We start from the raw sequence: 16543 nt of genomic DNA on the forward strand, positions 1-16543 counted from the left end.
CGGGTGGCCGCCCGGGCTCAGGCGCCGAAGGCGTCGCCCAATTCTTGGGCGCGCTGGCGCGCTGCGTGCATCGCGCCGATGAAGGCGTCTTTCACCCCGGCCGCCTCCAGCGCGGCCAGTGCGGCGGCGGTCGTGCCCCCCTTGGACGTGACGCGCTCGCGCAGCGTCTCGGGAGGCTCGCCCGCCTCCTGGGCCAGCCGGGCGGCCCCGATGAAGGTGCCGATCGCCAGCTCCAGCGCCACCTCGGCCGACAGCCCCATCGCGGTGCCGGCTTCGCGCATCGCTTCCAGAAAATAAAACACATAGGCCGGGCCGGAGCCGGACAGCGCGGTGACCGCATCCAGCGCCGCCTCGTCGGCCACCCACACCCAGCGCCCGGTGCCGGCGATCAGCGCTTCGGCCAGCGTCCGGTCTTCGTTCGTCACGCCGGGCAGGGCATACACGCCGGTCATGCCCTGCCCAACCAGTGCCGGCGTGTTGGGCATCGTGCGCACGATGCGGTCGCAGCCCAGCCACGCCCGCATGCTCGCGCAGCGGATGCCGGCGGCCACACTGAGGTGCAGCGCCCCGCCCAGGTGGGGGGCCGCGGTGGCTGCGGCCTCGCGGAAGGTCTGCGGCTTGACCGCCCACACCGCCAGCCGGCAGCCCGCCAGCGCCGGCCCCGCGTTGGCCAGCGTGTGCACACCGAAGCGTGCGCGCAGCCGCTCGCGCGCGGCCTCGCCGGGATCGACGACGGCGATGTCCGCGGGGCGGCAGCCGGCCTGCAGCAGCGCGCCAATCAGGGCGCTGGCCATGTTGCCCCCGCCGATGAACGCGATGCGCTGACCGAGCAGGGGCGACGATGTCGCGGGGGACGACGGGGACACGGGCGAATCGGAAGTCATGCCCCGCATTGTCGGCCAATCTGGATGCATCCAGAGGGGTTGACAGGCGCGCCGAAGCCCGCGACAATATGCGGCTTCGCCTGATTGGGTGAAGACCATCTGCCCACCGAAGCACGGTGGCAGCGCAGCGGATCGTGTCGGCGCATGGCTGGCCGGTCGCTGGGCGGCGCCTGCGACGACGGGCCCAAGACTGATCGCCTAGGCCGCGGTGGCCCAGGGATTCAAGTTGGGACTACATCATGATCCAAACGCAAACTCGACTCGATGTTGCTGACAACACGGGTGCCAAGTCCGTGATGTGCATCAAAGTGCTGGGCGGCTCCAAGCGCCGCTATGCCAGCGTGGGCGACATCATCAAGGTCAGCATCAAGGAAGCCGCGCCGCGTGGCCGCGTCAAGAAGGGCGAGGTCTACAACGCGGTCGTGGTGCGCACGGCCAAGGGCATTCGCCGCCCCGATGGCGCGCTCATCAAGTTCGACGGCAACGCCGCCGTGCTGCTCAACAACAAGCTGGAGCCGATCGGCACCCGCATCTTCGGCCCGGTCACGCGCGAGCTGCGCACCGAGCGTTTCATGAAGATCGTGTCCCTGGCGCCCGAAGTTCTCTGAGGAACCGTCATGAACAAGATCCGTACAGGCGACGAAGTCATCGTCATCGCGGGACGCGACAAGGGCAAGCGCGGCAAGGTGCTGCGCCGCGCCGATGAGCAGCGCGTGGTCGTCGAAGGGGTCAACGTGGTCAAGAAGCACGTGCGCCCCAACCCGCTCAAGGGCGTGCCCGGCGGCATCGTCGAGAAGACCATGCCCATCCACCAGTCCAACGTCGCGATCTTCAATCCGGTGACGGGCAAGGCCGACCGCGTGGGCATCAAGGTGCTGGCCGACGGCAAGAAAGTGCGCGTCTACAAGTCCAGCGGCGAAGAAATCAAGGTGGCATGACCATGGCACGTTTCCAACAACTCTACCGCGACAAAATCGCCCCGGCGCTCAAGGCGCAGTTCGGCTACCAGTCCGTCATGGAGGTGCCGCGCATCACCAAGATCACGCTCAACATGGGCGTGGGTGAGGCCGTGGCCGACAAAAAGGTGCTGGAAAACGCCGTCGCCGACCTGACCAAGATCGCCGGCCAAAAGCCTGTCGTGACCCGTGCCCGCAAGGCCATCGCCGGCTTCAAGATCCGCGAAGGCCAGCCGATCGGCTGCATGGTCACGCTGCGCGGTGCGCGCATGTACGAATTCCTGGACCGCTTCGTCACCATCGCGCTGCCGCGCGTGCGCGACTTCCGCGGTATCTCGGGTCGCGCGTTCGACGGCCGTGGCAACTACAACATCGGCGTCAAAGAGCAGATCATCTTCCCGGAAATCGAGTACGACAAGGTCGATGCGGTGCGTGGTCTGAACATCAGCATCACGACGACGGCCAAGACCGACGACGAGTGCAAGGCGCTGCTCGCCGGTTTCCGTTTCCCGTTCAAGAACTGAGGTGGTCCGTGGCTAAGCAAGCTTTGCTCCAGCGTGAACTCAAGCGCGACAAACTGGTCGCCAAGTTCGCCAACAAATACAACGAGTTGAAGGCCATCGCCAAGGACGCCAAGCGTTCCGACGAGGAGCGTGACGCCGCCCGTGCGGCGCTGCAGAAGCTGCCCCGCAATGCGAACCCGACCCGCCAGCGCAACCGCTGCGAGATCACCGGTCGTCCGCGTGGCACGTTCAAGCAATTCGGTCTGGCCCGCACCAAGATTCGCGAGCTGGCCTTTGCCGGCGAAATCCCCGGCATGACCAAGGCCAGCTGGTAAGGCGCGAAGGAGAACCCCAAATGAGCATGAGTGATCCGATCGCCGACATGCTGACCCGCATCCGCAATGCGCAGATGGTGGACAAGGCCGTCGTGACGATGCCGGCTTCCAAGCTGAAGACCGCCATCGCGCAGGTGCTGAAGGATGAGGGTTACATCGACGGCTTCCAGGTGAAAGAGGCCGACGGCAAGAAAGAGCTGGAAATCGCCCTGAAGTACTACGCCGGGCGTCCTGTCATCGAGCGCATCGAGCGCGTCAGCCGTCCGGGCCTGCGCGTCTACCGCGGCGCCAAGTCCATCCCCCAGGTCATGAACGGCCTGGGCGTGGCCATCGTCACCACGCCCAAGGGCGTGATGACCGACCGCAAGGCGCGCGCCGCCGGCGTGGGTGGCGAAGTGTTGTGCTACGTCGCCTGATGCGAGGCAGGAAGGAGCAACGCAAATGTCTCGTGTAGCGAAAGCCGCTATCACCATCCCGCAAGGCGTCGAGGTGGCGATTGGCCAAGACAGCATCAACGTCAAGGGCGCGCTCGGTGCGCTGAGCCTGCCGCTCAATCCGCGGGTCCAGGTGGTTCAGGACGGCGGCAAGCTGACGTTCGCCCCGGCGGACGAAACCCGCGAAGCCAGTGCGCTCAGCGGTACCGTGCGCCAGCTCGTCAACAACATGGTCGTCGGTGTCAGCAAGGGCTTCGAGCGCAAGCTGACGCTGGTGGGCGTGGGCTACAAGGCCGCCGCCCAGGGCAGCAAGCTCAACCTCAACGTCGGGTACTCGCACCCGGTCGAGATCGAGATGCCCGCGGGCGTCAAGGCCGAGACCCCGAGCCCGACCGAGATCCTGATCAAAGGTGCGGATCGCCAGCGCGTGGGCCAGGTGGCCGCCGAGGTCCGTTCGGTGCGTCCCCCCGAGCCCTACAAGGGCAAGGGCATCCGGTATGCGGATGAGAAGGTCGTCATCAAAGAGACCAAGAAGAAGTAAGGACTGCGAACATGTTGACCAAGAAAGAACAGCGTTTGCGTCGCGCCCGGCAGACCCGCATTCGCATCGCCCAGCAGGGCGCCGTGCGCCTGGCGGTGCACCGCACCAACCTGCACATCTACGCCAACATCATCTCGGGCGATGGGGCGCGCGTGCTGGCGTCGGCTTCCACGCTGGAGCCCGAAGTCCGTGCCCAGCTTGGCGGTGCCGGCAAGGGCGGCAACACCGCGGCGGCGGCCCTGATCGGCAAGCGCATCGCCGAGAAGGCCAAGGCGGCCGGCATCGAGAAGGTGGCGTTCGACCGCTCGGGCTTCGCATACCACGGCCGCGTCAAGGCCCTGGCCGAAGCCGCGCGTGAAGCCGGCCTGCAATTCTGACGGAGCGGGTGACGCAAATGGCAAAAATGCAAGCTAACGTGAAGACCGAGGCCAACGACGACGGCCTGCGCGAGAAGATGATCTCGGTCAACCGCGTGACCAAGGTGGTCAAGGGTGGCCGCATCATGGGTTTCGCGGCGCTGACCGTGGTGGGCGATGGCGACGGCCGCATCGGCATGGGCAAGGGCAAGGCGCGTGAAGTGCCGGTGTCCGTGCAAAAGGCCATGGACGAGGCCCGTCGCAGCATGTTCAAGGTGTCGCTCAAGGGCGGCACGTTGCACCACGAGGTCAAGGGCCACCACGGCGCCTCCACCGTCATCATGATGCCCGCCCCCAAGGGGACCGGCATCATCGCCGGCGGTCCGATGCGCGCCGTCTTCGAGGTCATGGGCATCACCGACGTCGTGGCCAAGAGCCACGGCTCGACCAACCCGTACAACCTGGTGCGCGCGACGCTGGACGCCCTGCGCAAGTCGACCACGCCGGCCGAGATTGCCGCCAAGCGCGGCAAGTCGGTCGAGGAACTCGTGGCCTGATCGGGAGAACACCATGACGACCCCCAACACCGTCAAAGTCAAGCTCGTGCGCAGCCCGATCGGCTGCAAAGAGTCCCACCGCGCCACGGTGCGCGGCCTGGGGCTGCGCAAGCTGGGCAGCGTGCGCGAGCTGCAGGACACCCCTGCCGTGCGCGGCATGATCAACAAGGTGAGCTACCTGGTTCAGGTGCTCTGATCGGAGTCTCGAGATGGAACTCAATACCCTCAAGCCCGCTGCGGGCTCGAAGAAGCCCCGCCGCCGTGTCGGCCGTGGCATCGGTTCCGGTCTGGGCAAGACGGCGGGCCGCGGCCACAAAGGCCAGAAGTCCCGCGCGGGCGGCTTCCACAAGGTTGGCTTCGAAGGCGGTCAGATGCCGCTGCAGCGCCGCCTGCCCAAGCGCGGCTTCAAGTCTCAGGCGCTCAAGTTCAACGCCGAAGTGACGCTGGCCGACCTGCAGGCGCTGGGTCAGGCCGAGGTCGACCTGCTCACCCTCAAGCAGGCCGGGCTCGTGCCCCAACTGGCCAAGAAGGTCAAGGTCATCAAGACCGGTGAGCTCAGCATCGCCGTCAAGCTGACCAACGTCGCGGCCACGGCCGGCGCCAAGGCCGCCATCGAGGCGGCGGGCGGCTCGGTGGCCTGATCGGTCGTACCACGCACCCGGGATCGCTCGTGGCCACCAACGCAACGACTCTCGCCAAGACGGGCAAGTTCGGCGACCTGCGTCGCCGGCTGGTGTTCCTGCTGCTCGCCCTGGTGGTGTACCGGATCGGGGCGCACATCCCCGTGCCGGGCATCGACCCCGTTCAGCTCGAACAGCTGTTCAAGGGTCAGCAGGGGGGCATCCTGAGTCTGTTCAACATGTTCTCGGGCGGGGCGCTGTCGCGCTTCACGGTGTTCGCGCTCGGGATCATGCCGTACATCTCGGCGTCGATCATCATGCAGTTGATGACCTACGTCGTGCCGACGTTCGAGCAGCTCAAGAAGGAAGGCGAGGCCGGTCGTCGCAAGATCACCCAGTACACCCGCTATGGCACCTTGGTGTTGGCGGTCTTCCAGGCGCTGGGCATTGCGCTGGCGCTGGAGGGCTCACCGGGCCTGGTGATCGACCCCGGGTTGGGTTTCCGCTTCACCGCGGTGGTCAGCCTGGTGGCCGGCACGATGTTTCTGATGTGGCTGGGCGAGCAGATCACCGAGCGCGGATTGGGCAACGGCATTTCGATCCTGATCTTCGCCGGTATTGCGGCGGGCCTGCCCAATGCGATCGGTGGCTTGCTGGAGCTGGTGCGCACCGGCGCCATGAGCATCCTGGCGGCGATCTTCATCGTCGCGCTGGTGATCGTGGTGACCTACGGCGTGGTGTTCGTCGAGCGCGGCCAGCGCCGCATTCTGGTGAACTACGCGCGCCGCCAGGTCGGCAACAAGATCTACGGTGGCCAGTCGTCGCATCTGCCGCTCAAGCTCAACATGGCCGGTGTGATTCCGCCGATCTTCGCTTCGTCGATCATTCTGCTGCCCACCACGCTGGTGAGCTGGATGAGCACGGGCGACGGCACCCGCTGGTTGCGCGATCTGGCCTCGGCCCTGTCGCCGGGACAGCCGATCTATGTGGCCTTCTACGCCACGGCGATCGTGTTCTTCTGCTTCTTCTACACGGCGCTCGTGTTCAACAGCCGCGAGACGGCCGACAACCTGAAGAAGAGTGGCGCGTTCATCCCCGGGATCCGTCCCGGCGACCAGACCGCGCGCTACATCGACAAGATTCTGCTGCGGCTCACGCTGGCCGGCGCCGTTTACATCACGCTGGTGTGCCTGCTGCCGGAGTTTCTGATCCTGAAGTACAACGTGCCGTTCTATTTCGGCGGCACGTCCCTGTTGATCATCGTCGTGGTGACGATGGACTTCTGGGCGCAGGTGCAGAACTACATGATGTCGCAGCAGTACGAGTCGTTGTTGAAGAAGGCCTCGTTCAAGGCCACGGGTGCGTAAGAACATGGCGAAGGACGATGTCATCGAGATGCAGGGTGAGGTGATCGAAAACCTCCCCAATGCCACCTTCCGGGTCAAACTGGAAAACGGGCATGTCGTGCTGGGGCACATCTCCGGCAAGATGCGGATGCACTACATCCGCATCCTGCCCGGGGACAAGGTCAAGGTCGAGCTCACACCGTACGACCTGACCCGCGCCCGCATCGTGTTCCGCGCCAAGTGAGCGACCGATTTTCGTTTTTAGGAGAGCAACATGCGAGTTTCGGCTTCCGTCAAGAAAATGTGCCGCAACTGTAAGATCATCCGTCGCCATGGCGTCGTGCGCGTGATTTGCACCGACCCGCGACACAAGCAGCGTCAAGGCTGATTCGAGTAGAGGACCACCATGGCACGTATCGCTGGTATCAACATCCCGCCGCACAAGCACGCCGAAATCGGCCTGACGGCGATCTACGGCATCGGCCGCACCCGTGCGCGCCTGATCTGCGACGCCTGCGGGATTCCGTATTCGAAGAAGATCAAGGACCTGTCCGACGCCGAACTCGAAAAGGTGCGCGAGCAGGTCGGTCGGCTCACGATCGAGGGTGACCTGCGTCGTGAGGTGACGATGAACATCAAGCGCCTGATGGACATCGGCTGCTACCGCGGTTTCCGTCACCGCCGTGGGCTGCCGGTGCGTGGACAGCGCACCAAGACCAATGCGCGCACGCGCAAAGGTCCGCGCAAAGCCGCTCAGCCGCTGAAGAAGTAATCCGCCGCATAAAGGACAGTCATGGCCAAGTCTCCTTCCGCTAACGCCGCGGCCCGCGTGCGCAAGAAGGTTCGCAAGAACATCGCCGACGGCATCGCGCACGTGCACGCGTCGTTCAACAACACCATCATCACCATCACCGACCGTCAAGGCAATGCGCTGGCCTGGGCGTCGGCCGGTGGTCAGGGTTTCAAGGGTTCGCGCAAGTCCACGCCGTTTGCCGCGCAGGTCGCCTCCGAGGCGGCTGGCCGCGCCGCGATGGAGCAAGGCATCAAGAACCTGGACGTCGAGATCAAGGGCCCCGGCCCGGGTCGCGAGTCTTCGGTGCGCGCGTTGGGTGCGCTGGGCATCAAGATCACGTCCATCTCCGACGTGACGCCGGTGCCGCACAACGGTTGCCGCCCCCCGAAGCGTCGCCGCATCTGATGCGGGCGATGGGCCGCTTGACGCGAAGGCCGCCAAGCGCGCTACAATAGCAAGCTTTTCTTTGAGCGCCACCTGCGCCCGTTCGTTGGGTGGCATCGATGTTTGGACCACCGCCAGCGTGGGCTGGTGCGACGACAGGCCCGGGGTCGATACCCGGGCGGCCGAGCGAGACCCGTCGCCGGCGTCGCGCCCACCCGCTGGCTCCCGCAATGGCCCCGGTTGGGGTGGGTTGCGGCAGTACGGAAAGGATTACCAGTGGCACGTTACCTCGGCCCCAAGGCCAAGCTTTCTCGCCGTGAAGGCACCGACCTGTTCCTGAAGAGCGCGCGCCGCTCCATCAGCGACAAGGCCAAGTTCGACACCAAGCCCGGTCAACACGGCCGCACTTCGGGTTCCCGCACCTCGGACTTCGGTCTGCAGCTGCGCGAGAAGCAAAAGGTCAAGCGCATGTACGGTGTGCTGGAGCGTCAGTTCCGCCGCTACTTTGCCGAGGCCGATCGCCGCCGTGGCAACACCGGTCAGAACCTGCTGTCCATCCTCGAGTCGCGCCTGGACAACGTCGTCTACCGCATGGGCTTTGCCTCCACCCGCGCCGAGGCCCGCCAGCTCGTCTCGCACAAGGGCATCAGCGTCAATGGCCAGACGGTGAATATCCCGTCTTACTTGGTCAACGCGGGTGACGTCGTCGCTGTGCGTGAGAAGGCCCGCAACCAGAACCGCGTCAAGGAAGCCCTGGAGCTGGCCAAGCAGATCGGTTTCCCGGGTTGGGTCGAAGTGGCGGCCGACAAGTGCGAAGGCGTCTTCAAGAAGGTGCCGGACCGCGACGAGTTCGGCGCCGACATCAACGAGTCGCTGATCGTCGAACTGTACTCGCGTTGATCCTCGGGCGTGCCCCATTAGAGCCCGGATTCCGCATCCTGCGGGATCCGGGATTTTGTGCTCCATCGGCCTTATCGGTGTAACGAGCCGAGGGTATTGAAGGAAGTCCGAATGCTGAATAACCTGCTCAAACCCAAGACCATCCAAGTCGAGCGCCTGTCGGCCAATCGTGCCGAGGTGACGCTCGAGCCCTTCGAGCGGGGCTACGGCCACACGCTGGGCAACGCGCTGCGGCGGGTGTTGCTGTCGTCGATGGTCGGGCACGCACCGACGGAGGTCACGATCGCGGGCGTGGTGCACGAATTTTCCACCATCGATGGGGTGCAGGAGGACGTGGTGCACATCCTGCTCAACCTCAAAGGGGTGGTGTTCAAGCTGCACAACCGCGACGAGGTGACGCTGAGCCTGCGCAAGGAAGGCGAAGGCGTGGTCACGGCCGGTGACATCCAGACGCCGCACGACGTCGAGATCCTCAACCCCGAGCATCCGATCGCCACGCTCGCGCCCGGCGCCAAGCTGGACATGCAGATCAAGGTCGAGAAGGGCCGCGGCTATGTGCCGGGCAACCTGCGCAAGGGCGACGACCACCGCAACAGCATCGGCCGCATCGTGCTGGACGCCTCGTTCTCGCCGATCAAGCGCGTCAGCTACGCAGTGGAAAACGCCCGTGTCGAGCAGCGCACCGATCTGGACAAGCTGGTGCTGGACATCGAGACCAACGGCGCCATCGGCCCGGAGGAGGCCGTGCGCGCTGCGGCCAAGATCCTGGTCGAGCAGCTGTCGGTGTTCGCGCAGCTCGAGGGCGGCGCGGCGTTCGAGGCCGGTGCCGGCGCCAAGGCGGGCGCTCCGGCGTTCGATCCGATCCTGCTGCGTCCGGTCGACGAGCTGGAGCTGACCGTGCGCTCGGCCAACTGCCTCAAGGCCGAGAACATCTACTACATCGGTGATCTGATCCAGCGCACCGAAAACGAGCTGCTCAAGACCCCGAACCTGGGCCGCAAGTCGCTCAACGAGATCAAGGAAGTGCTGGCTTCGCGCGGCTTGACGCTGGGCATGAAGCTCGACAACTGGCCGCCGGCGGGGCTGGAGAAGCACTGACCCCGGTTTTCCTCAACCCAGTGACCCCCGGCGGTACCTGATCCGGCCGCCGGTGACAAGACAGAAAGGAACCTACCATGCGTCACGGACACGGACTTCGCAAACTCAACCGCACCAGCTCGCACCGCCAGGCGATGCTGCGCAACATGGCCAACTCGCTGCTCAAGCACGAGGCCATCAAGACCACGCTGCCCAAGGCCAAGGAACTGCGCCGCGTCGTCGAGCCGCTGATCACGCTGGCCAAGACCCCGACGCTGGCCAACCGCCGTCTGGCCTTCGATCGCCTGCGCGACCGCGACACGGTGGTCAAGCTGTTCAACGAGCTGGGCCCGCGCTTCCAAAGCCGCCCCGGCGGCTACACGCGCATCCTGAAGATGGGCTTCCGCGTCGGCGACAACGCGCCGATGGCCTACATGGAGCTGGTCGATCGCGCCGAGCCGGCGGCGGACGCTGCGGCGGCTGGCGACAAGGCCGAATAATCGTGCTATAATTTCTGCTTCTGACGCGCGGTGGAGCAGTCTGGTAGCTCGTTGGGCTCATAACCCAAAGGTCGGTGGTTCAAATCCATCCCGCGCAACCAAGCATTCCAACCCGTTGGCGATTCGCCAACGGGTTTTTTGTTATTTGCCTCGGCTATCCCGGGGGCGCGGCCAGCCCGTCGCGGATGCCGCGTCGGCATCGTGCTCGCCCAGGCGCGGGGCCGGGTGGCGCAGCGCTCCAGGGGTGTCGCTCAGTTTGGGGACGATGCCAGGTACCTTCAGCGGGCGGCCCTCGCGGTCGGTGGATTGCAGCACCATGCCCCGCGCGAGGTACTGCGGATCGGTGGCGATGTCGGCGGCGGTGTAGATCTTGCCCACCGGCACGTCGGCGGCGTCCAGGGTGGCGATGACCTCGTCCACGCTGCGGTCGCGGGTCCAGGCCTCGATGGCGGCATCGAGTTCCGCCGCGCGCCGGGCCCGGCCGTCGTTGTGGGCGAGGTCGGGGTCCTGGGCCAGGTCGTCGCGGCCGATGGCGCGCATCAGGCGCCGGAAAATGCCGTCACCGTTGCCGCCGATCAGCACATAGCTGTCCTGCCCGTCCGCGCCGGGGCGGCACCGGTAGGCGTTGGAGGGGGCGATGCCGGGCAGGGCGCTGCCAGCGCGCTCGCGCACCACGCCAAAGGCGTCGTATTCCGGCAGCAGGCTCTCCATCAGGTTGAACACGCTCTCGTAGAGCGCGACGTCCACCATCTGACCTTGGCCGCCCCGAGCGTCGCGGTGGTAGAGCGCCAGGAGCACACCGATGACGCCGTGCAGCGCCGCGATCGAGTCGCCGATGGACACGCCGGTGCGCACCGGCACCCGGCCCGGCTCGCCGGTCAGGTAGCGCAGGCCGCCCATGGCCTCGCCCAAAATGCCAAAGCCCGGCTTGTGTGCATAAGGTCCGGTTTGACCATAGCCCGACAGGCGCAGCATGACCAGCCGCGGGTTGAGGGCGTGCAGGGCGTCCCAGCCCAGGCCCCAGCCCTCCAGCGTGCCGGGCTTGAAGTTTTCGATCAGCACGTCCGCTTCGGCGGCTAGGCGCCGCACCAGGGCCTGCCCGTCCGCGCTGCGCAGGTCGGCGCGCACGGAGCGTTTGTTGCGCGACTGCACCTCCCACCACACCGAGGTGCCCTCACGCAGCAAGCGCCATTTGCGCAGCGGGTCGCCGCCGTCGGGGGGCTCGATCTTGATGACGTCGGCGCCAAAGTCGGCGAGCGTCTTGGCCGCAAAGGGCCCGGCGATGAGTTGACCGAGTTCCAGCACGCGGATGCCGGCGAGCGGCCCGCCCGCGCGCGCTTGGGTTGGGGAGGGATGGGCGTTCATGGGATCAGTGGCGCGCATCGACACGGGCCGCGAGCACGCGTTCGATGTGATCGAGCAGGCCGTCGCAGGCATCTTCCACCAAATCCAGCACCTGCTCGAAGCCGTCGGCGCCGCCGTAGTACGGGTCCGGGACCACGGGGCTGTCGTGGCGGCGGCAAAACTCCGTCAGTCGCCGCAGCTTGCGTCGGTGCGGCGGTGGGCACATGGCTTCGGCCAGGGCCAGGTTGTCCCAGTCCATGGCCAGCAGCAGGTCGGCGTGTTCGAAATCGAGCGCCGCCAGTTGCCGCGCGCGCAGATCGGCCAGATCGTAGCCGCGCAGCCGGGCATGGTGCTGGCTGCGGGCGTCGGGGGCTTGGCCGACATGGTAGGCGTGCGTGCCGGCCGACGACACCGCCACGCGATGGTGCAAGCCGCGCGCCTGCAGCCGGTGACGAAACACGCCGTGCGCCGTGGGGCTGCGGCAGATGTTGCCCATACAAAAAAAGACGACCCGGTATTCGTGCGCGGCATCCATGCGGCGATTGTGCCGGATCGGGCCCGTTGCCGCCTCAGCCGGCCAGGGCGGGGAACAGGCGGATGAGTCCGCTGGCCATCACCTCCACCGCCAGCGCGGCCAGGATCAGGCCCATGAGCCGCGTCATGACGTTGATGCCGGTCTTGCCGAGCACGCGCGCGATCGGCTCGGCCAGCGTGAAGCACAGTGCCGTGGCGGCGGCGATGACCACGCCGTAGCCCACCAGCGCCGCATGCTGCCAAAAGGTTTTGGCCTGGTCGGCGTAGATGACCACGGTGGACATGGTTGCCGGGCCCGTGAGCAGCGGAATGGTCAGCGGCACCACGGCGATGGAAGCGCGGCTGGCCGCATCGTCCACCTCGTCGCGGGTGGTTTTGGCTTCGGCCGGCTGGGCGTTCAGCATGGACAGGGACGACATGAGCAGCAGCATGCCGCCGCCGACCTGGAAGCTGGCCAGCGAGATGCCAAAAAACTCCAGAATCTGCAGCCCCGCCAGCGCGGAGACGGCGATCACGGCAAACGCCGACAGGGCCGAGATGGCGATGGTGCGCTGGCGCTGGCGTGCGGAAAAGCCCAGGGTGTAGTGGATGAAGAAAGGGACGATCGCCAGCGGATTGACGATGGCCAGCAGCGTGATCAGTGGCTTGAGATCCATGGTCGCCATTGTGCGGCCATTGTGCGCCCGCGCCCGCCGGATTGCGCTACGCTCGGGCCTGCAGGGGCACTGCGCCCGTGAAAGGATGGCATCGGCATGAACACCGTCACCGAACTGGCGCCCGCGGATGGGGCGCGCATTCCGGCCTATGTGGCTCGCCCCGCCGGGGTTGTGCGCGGCGGTCTGGTGGTGCTGCAGGAGATTTTTGGCGTCAACGCGCACATCCGCGCCGTGGCCGACGGCTACGCCGCCGAGGGCTATGTGACCGTGGCGCCGGCGCTGTTTCACCGCGTGCGTCCTGGGGTGGAGCTGGGCTACACCGCCGAGGACATGCAGGTCGGCATGGGCCTGAAGGCGGCGGTGGAGGCCCTGCCGGCGCCTGGGGTGCTGCCCGACATTCAGGCCGCCATCGACGAGGCGGCGCGCGCCAGCGGTGGGCGCGTCGGTGTCGTGGGTTATTGCTGGGGCGGGCTGATGGCGTGGCGCAGCGCGTGCCTGCTGTACGGTCTGAGTGCCGCGGTGCCGTACTACGGGGGCGGCGTCACGACGCCGGTGGAGGCGGCGCGCGAGCCGCGCTGTCCGGTACTGGCCCATTTCGCCGAGCGGGACCGCTGGATTCCCCTGCCGGAGGTACAGGCCTTTGCGGCGGCCCATCCCACGGTCCAGGTGCACACCTATGCCGCTGACCACGGCTTCAACTGCGACCAACGTGGGGCCTACGATGCGGCGGCGGCGCGGCTGGCGCGCGAGCGCACGCTGGCCTTTTTGCGCCAGCACGTCGGCTGATCCGGCGCGGCCGGTGGGTGCGCGGGTCGCTCAGGCGGGCACGGTTTGCCGGGCGCGCAGCCAGGCCAACAGCTCGGCCGGCGCCATTGCGCGGGCATACAGCCAACCCTGGAAGGCGTCGCACCCATGTTGGCGCAAAAAGTCGCGCTGCTCGGGGGTTTCCACCCCTTCGGCCACCACCCGCAGGCCCAGGTCGTGTGCCATGGACAGGGTGGCGCGCACGATGGCCGCGCTGTCCGGATCCCCAGGCACTCCGTTGACGAAGGAGCGGTCGATCTTGAGCTTGCCGATGGGCAGGCGTTGCAGATAGCCCAGGCTGGAGTAGCCGGTTCCAAAATCGTCTAAGCACAGCTCCAACCCCATTTGGGTGAGGGTGCGCATGCGCTCGGTCACGTCGGCGCCGGCCTGCACCAGCAGGCTTTCCGTGATCTCCAGCTCCACCAGTCGGGTGGCCGGGCCCAGATCCCGCAGCGCGTCGCGCACACGGTCCAGAAAACCCGGGCGGGCAAATTCGATGGGGGAGATGTTGACCGCCAGCCGGACCTGCGCGAACAGGGGCGCGTCGGCGCTGGCGTGCCAAGCGGCGAGCTGCCGGCATGCGGTCTGCAGCACCCATGCCCCCAGGCGATCGATGATGCCGGCGTCCTCCGCCACGCCGATGAACTCCGCCGGCGAGATCGGGCCCAGCGCGGGGTCGTCCCAGCGCAGCAGGGCCTCCAGCCCGAGCAGGCGCTGCCCATCATCGGCGTCGATCTGGGGCTGGTAGACGAGGCTTAAGCCGCCGCGCTGCGGATCGTCGACCGCCTGGCGCAGGGCGGATTCGAGCGCGAGCCGGCGCGAGACGTGCTCGTGCATGGCCGGCTCGAAGAAGCGCCACTGGTTGCGCCCCGCGGCCTTGGCGGCGTACATGGCCGTGTCGGCGTGGCGCAGCAGGGTTTCCACCGCGCTGCCGTCGTAAGGGAACACCGTCACCCCCAGACTGGCACTGACGCGCACCTGCACGCCGTCCAGTTCGATCGGCTCGTCCAGGGTGCGGGCGATTTTGCGCGCCACGGTGGCGGCGCCGTCGCGCCCTTTCACCCACGGCAGCAGAGCGATGAATTCGTCGCCGCCGAAGCGTCCCAGCACGTCGCGCGAGCGCAAGCATGCCTGCAGCCGCGTTGCCACGGTCTGCAGCAGGCGATCCCCCTGGGCGTGCCCCAGGCTGTCGTTGACGTGCTTGAAGCGGTCCAGGTCCAGGAAGATGATGCCCACCTCCTGCCCGCTGCGCCGCGCCGTGGACAGCACCGTCTCGGCCTGTTCGGTCCAAAAGCTGCGGTTGACCAGGCCGGTGAGGGCGTCGAAGTGGGCGAGCTGGATCAGGCTGGCGTGGCTGCGCGCCAGCTCGAGCGTGCGCTGCTCCACCAACTGCTCGACCCGCCGCCGCTGGCCGGTGGTGACCAGCAAAAACGCCGCCAGCAGCGCCACGGTCAGGAAGGCCGTGCTCGCCGTCAGGTGCATGCGCGCGTCGGCCGCATTCTGGCGCCAAAAGCCTTCGGTGGTATCCAGTCGCAGCACCCAGGCGCGCTGGGCAAACCGCAGCGGCCACTCGGTGCGGACGCCCAGATGGTCCGGCGACGCGGTGCGCTCGCAGCCCTCCGGCCCCGCCAGACGCCGGTTGTCCGGGCTGGCATCACTGTCCATGAGGCACAGGGTCAAACCCTCCAGCGGCACGGCCTCCAGCCCCGCCTGGGTGACGTCCCCCATGCGAAATGCGGTCGAAACGATGCCGAGTACCTCGCCGCTGCCGTGGGTGGCGCGGACCGCGTGATAGACGACGATGCCGCGCTGGGAGCCTTGTTCCTGCACCAGCCGGAAGGGTTCGGTGGCCTGTGGGCGTCCGCTGTCGATGGCCCGCTGAACGGCCCGCCGCAGCGGTTCGTACGTGAGAATGTCCAGCCCGCGCGCGGCTTGGTTGGTGGCCAGCGGCGCCAGCCGCGTGATCACCATGTGCTCGTCGGCGTTCGGCGCGGGAAAGCGGCGGCCCGTGGCGTCGCGCGCCAGGATCGGCCAGCCAGGGTCGCAGCATTCGTAGTGCGGACGGTCGGCGCGCGAGACGCGCCAGTTGAACGTGAAATTTTGCGTGCCGGGGTAGCGGCGCAGCCACAGCTCGGCCGAACGCTCGAACTCGTCTTGCCCCATGGCGGGGGCGCGCGCCATCAGTTGGCCCATGGCCTCCAGCGCATCGATTTGCGCGTCCAGCCGGCGTTGCAGCGTTTGCGCCGCCTGCTCCCCCGCCTGTTCGGCGCGCAGCCGCAACTGTTGGGCCTGGGCGTCGGCCAGCAGCCGCACCACACCGCCGGCCAGCAGCAGCGCCAGCGCAAGCGGTATGCCCACGCCCCGGCGCCGCGCTTGCCATGCCGAGCGCGGTTCACCAAAGCCCACCCACATCAGCGGCACGACCAGCACCGCGCCCAAGGCATCGCCCAGCCACCAACTGGCCCACTGTCCCCAGCCGTCGGCGGAGGCGATGACGCCGCGGGCCACCAGCGTGGGCACGGCCACGCTGGCGTTGAGCAACGCACCCAGGGGCAGCACCACGAACAGCAGCCGCAGCACCAGGCGCGGCTCGTCGAGGGTGGACGGGTAGCCGACCCAGCGCCGGATGGCCCAGGCCGATACGGCGGCCATGGCTGTCGCGCCGATCGCAGGAACCGCGATCGCCCAGTGGCGCCAGTCGGCGCCGAGGCTGTCGTGCGTCAGGATCTGCACCGCCAGTGCGCCGGCCAGGATGCCGGGCCAGGCCCACCGGCCCCAGACCAGCGCGGCGCCCGCCGCCACGCCGGCGGGGAAAAACACCACGATGGCGTAGTCCGGCGGAACGCGCAGTTGCAAAGCCAGCCAGCCGCCGATCACATATGCCAGCGCCGTGATGAGAGCGTACCCCACCCCGCGCAGCCCGTGGCGCGTGAGGGCGGTGTTGGCAGCAGGGGCAACGACGTCCATGATGGTTTGAAAGTGGCCGCACTGTAGCACCGCGCACCGAGCCTTCCGACGG

The 16543-nt window shown here is 67.3% G+C and carries 24 protein-coding genes and 1 tRNA gene; 20 read left to right on the forward strand and 5 right to left on the reverse strand.

The window, feature by feature from the left end:
* Window positions 1–17: 17 nt before the first annotated feature.
* Window positions 18–884, reverse strand: a complete 867-nt coding sequence (proC, locus tag ACK4TH_RS06095; RefSeq protein WP_409623885.1) for a pyrroline-5-carboxylate reductase — start codon at window positions 882–884, stop codon at window positions 18–20.
* 239 nt (window positions 885–1123) lie between these two features.
* Between proC and rplN the strand changes: the two genes are divergently transcribed.
* The 19 genes from rplN (at window position 1124) to ACK4TH_RS06190 (ending at window position 10287) form a co-directional block, all read left to right on the forward strand.
* Window positions 1124–1492, forward strand: coding sequence for a 50S ribosomal protein L14 (gene rplN, locus ACK4TH_RS06100; RefSeq protein ID WP_043700216.1), 369 nt, complete (start codon window positions 1124–1126; stop codon window positions 1490–1492).
* A gap of 9 nt (window positions 1493–1501) precedes the next feature.
* Window positions 1502–1822 (forward strand): 50S ribosomal protein L24, encoded by a 321-nt coding sequence (rplX, locus tag ACK4TH_RS06105; protein WP_409623887.1) that lies wholly within the window; start codon window positions 1502–1504, stop codon window positions 1820–1822.
* A gap of 2 nt (window positions 1823–1824) precedes the next feature.
* Window positions 1825–2364, forward strand: a complete 540-nt coding sequence (rplE, locus tag ACK4TH_RS06110) for a 50S ribosomal protein L5 (RefSeq protein WP_058615883.1) — start codon at window positions 1825–1827, stop codon at window positions 2362–2364.
* A gap of 8 nt (window positions 2365–2372) precedes the next feature.
* Window positions 2373–2678, forward strand: coding sequence for a 30S ribosomal protein S14 (gene rpsN, locus ACK4TH_RS06115; protein ID WP_409623890.1), 306 nt, complete (start codon window positions 2373–2375; stop codon window positions 2676–2678).
* 20 nt (window positions 2679–2698) lie between these two features.
* Window positions 2699–3094, forward strand: a complete 396-nt coding sequence (rpsH, locus tag ACK4TH_RS06120; protein WP_068608180.1) for a 30S ribosomal protein S8 — start codon at window positions 2699–2701, stop codon at window positions 3092–3094.
* A gap of 25 nt (window positions 3095–3119) precedes the next feature.
* A complete protein-coding gene (rplF, locus tag ACK4TH_RS06125) occupies window positions 3120–3653 on the forward strand; it encodes a 50S ribosomal protein L6 (RefSeq protein WP_409623892.1) in 534 nt (177 codons plus the stop codon).
* Window positions 3654–3664: 11 nt separating this feature from the next.
* Complete coding sequence (gene rplR / locus ACK4TH_RS06130; protein ID WP_068608184.1) at window positions 3665–4030, forward strand: 50S ribosomal protein L18; 366 nt, start codon at window positions 3665–3667, stop codon at window positions 4028–4030.
* 17 nt (window positions 4031–4047) lie between these two features.
* Window positions 4048–4566: a 30S ribosomal protein S5 gene (gene rpsE / locus ACK4TH_RS06135; RefSeq protein ID WP_068608186.1), complete on the forward strand. Its 519-nt coding sequence runs from the start codon at window positions 4048–4050 to the stop codon at window positions 4564–4566.
* 13 nt (window positions 4567–4579) lie between these two features.
* Window positions 4580–4762 (forward strand): 50S ribosomal protein L30, encoded by a 183-nt coding sequence (gene rpmD, locus ACK4TH_RS06140; RefSeq protein WP_068608188.1) that lies wholly within the window; start codon window positions 4580–4582, stop codon window positions 4760–4762.
* 13 nt (window positions 4763–4775) lie between these two features.
* The gene (rplO, locus tag ACK4TH_RS06145; RefSeq protein WP_409623895.1) at window positions 4776–5207 is read left to right on the forward strand and encodes a 50S ribosomal protein L15; all 432 of its coding nucleotides are present in this window, start codon (window positions 4776–4778) and stop codon (window positions 5205–5207) included.
* Between the two features lie 29 nt (window positions 5208–5236).
* Complete coding sequence (secY, locus tag ACK4TH_RS06150) at window positions 5237–6553, forward strand: preprotein translocase subunit SecY (protein ID WP_409623897.1); 1317 nt, start codon at window positions 5237–5239, stop codon at window positions 6551–6553.
* Between the two features lie 4 nt (window positions 6554–6557).
* Window positions 6558–6776, forward strand: a complete 219-nt coding sequence (infA, locus tag ACK4TH_RS06155; protein WP_043700245.1) for a translation initiation factor IF-1 — start codon at window positions 6558–6560, stop codon at window positions 6774–6776.
* Between the two features lie 30 nt (window positions 6777–6806).
* Entirely contained in the window at window positions 6807–6920 is a 114-nt protein-coding gene (gene rpmJ, locus ACK4TH_RS06160; RefSeq protein ID WP_072242940.1) for a 50S ribosomal protein L36, read from the forward strand.
* Window positions 6921–6938: 18 nt separating this feature from the next.
* Window positions 6939–7304, forward strand: coding sequence for a 30S ribosomal protein S13 (gene rpsM / locus ACK4TH_RS06165; protein ID WP_068608194.1), 366 nt, complete (start codon window positions 6939–6941; stop codon window positions 7302–7304).
* Window positions 7305–7325: 21 nt separating this feature from the next.
* Window positions 7326–7730, forward strand: coding sequence for a 30S ribosomal protein S11 (rpsK, locus tag ACK4TH_RS06170; RefSeq protein WP_043700250.1), 405 nt, complete (start codon window positions 7326–7328; stop codon window positions 7728–7730).
* Between the two features lie 255 nt (window positions 7731–7985).
* A complete protein-coding gene (gene rpsD / locus ACK4TH_RS06175) occupies window positions 7986–8609 on the forward strand; it encodes a 30S ribosomal protein S4 (RefSeq protein ID WP_334153961.1) in 624 nt (207 codons plus the stop codon).
* A 111-nt stretch (window positions 8610–8720) separates the two neighbouring features.
* Window positions 8721–9707, forward strand: coding sequence for a DNA-directed RNA polymerase subunit alpha (locus tag ACK4TH_RS06180; RefSeq protein ID WP_068608197.1), 987 nt, complete (start codon window positions 8721–8723; stop codon window positions 9705–9707).
* A gap of 77 nt (window positions 9708–9784) precedes the next feature.
* Window positions 9785–10186 (forward strand): 50S ribosomal protein L17, encoded by a 402-nt coding sequence (gene rplQ, locus ACK4TH_RS06185; RefSeq protein ID WP_409623901.1) that lies wholly within the window; start codon window positions 9785–9787, stop codon window positions 10184–10186.
* A 24-nt stretch (window positions 10187–10210) separates the two neighbouring features.
* Window positions 10211–10287 (forward strand) — tRNA-Met (locus ACK4TH_RS06190).
* Between the two features lie 40 nt (window positions 10288–10327).
* Here the strand turns inward: ACK4TH_RS06190 and ACK4TH_RS06195 are convergent.
* The 3 genes from ACK4TH_RS06195 to ACK4TH_RS06205 are packed head-to-tail and all read right to left on the reverse strand — an operon-like array spanning window position 10328 to window position 12720.
* Window positions 10328–11551 carry a CaiB/BaiF CoA transferase family protein gene (locus tag ACK4TH_RS06195; RefSeq protein ID WP_409623903.1) on the reverse strand — a complete coding sequence of 408 codons (1224 nt, stop codon included), beginning with the start codon at window positions 11549–11551 and terminating at the stop codon, window positions 10328–10330.
* Window positions 11552–11555: 4 nt separating this feature from the next.
* Window positions 11556–12065 (reverse strand): low molecular weight protein-tyrosine-phosphatase, encoded by a 510-nt coding sequence (locus ACK4TH_RS06200; RefSeq protein ID WP_409623905.1) that lies wholly within the window; start codon window positions 12063–12065, stop codon window positions 11556–11558.
* Window positions 12066–12099: 34 nt separating this feature from the next.
* Window positions 12100–12720, reverse strand: coding sequence for a MarC family protein (locus ACK4TH_RS06205; RefSeq protein WP_409623907.1), 621 nt, complete (start codon window positions 12718–12720; stop codon window positions 12100–12102).
* Between the two features lie 96 nt (window positions 12721–12816).
* Between ACK4TH_RS06205 and ACK4TH_RS06210 the strand changes: the two genes are divergently transcribed.
* Complete coding sequence (locus ACK4TH_RS06210; RefSeq protein ID WP_409623909.1) at window positions 12817–13506, forward strand: dienelactone hydrolase family protein; 690 nt, start codon at window positions 12817–12819, stop codon at window positions 13504–13506.
* A gap of 30 nt (window positions 13507–13536) precedes the next feature.
* Here ACK4TH_RS06210 and ACK4TH_RS06215 read toward each other — a convergent pair whose 3' ends face one another.
* Window positions 13537–16491 (reverse strand): EAL domain-containing protein, encoded by a 2955-nt coding sequence (locus ACK4TH_RS06215; protein ID WP_409623911.1) that lies wholly within the window; start codon window positions 16489–16491, stop codon window positions 13537–13539.
* Window positions 16492–16543 lie beyond the last annotated feature (52 nt).

This window comes from Tepidimonas sp. (assembly GCF_046292505.1).
Classification (GTDB): Bacteria; Pseudomonadota; Gammaproteobacteria; order Burkholderiales; family Burkholderiaceae_C; genus Tepidimonas.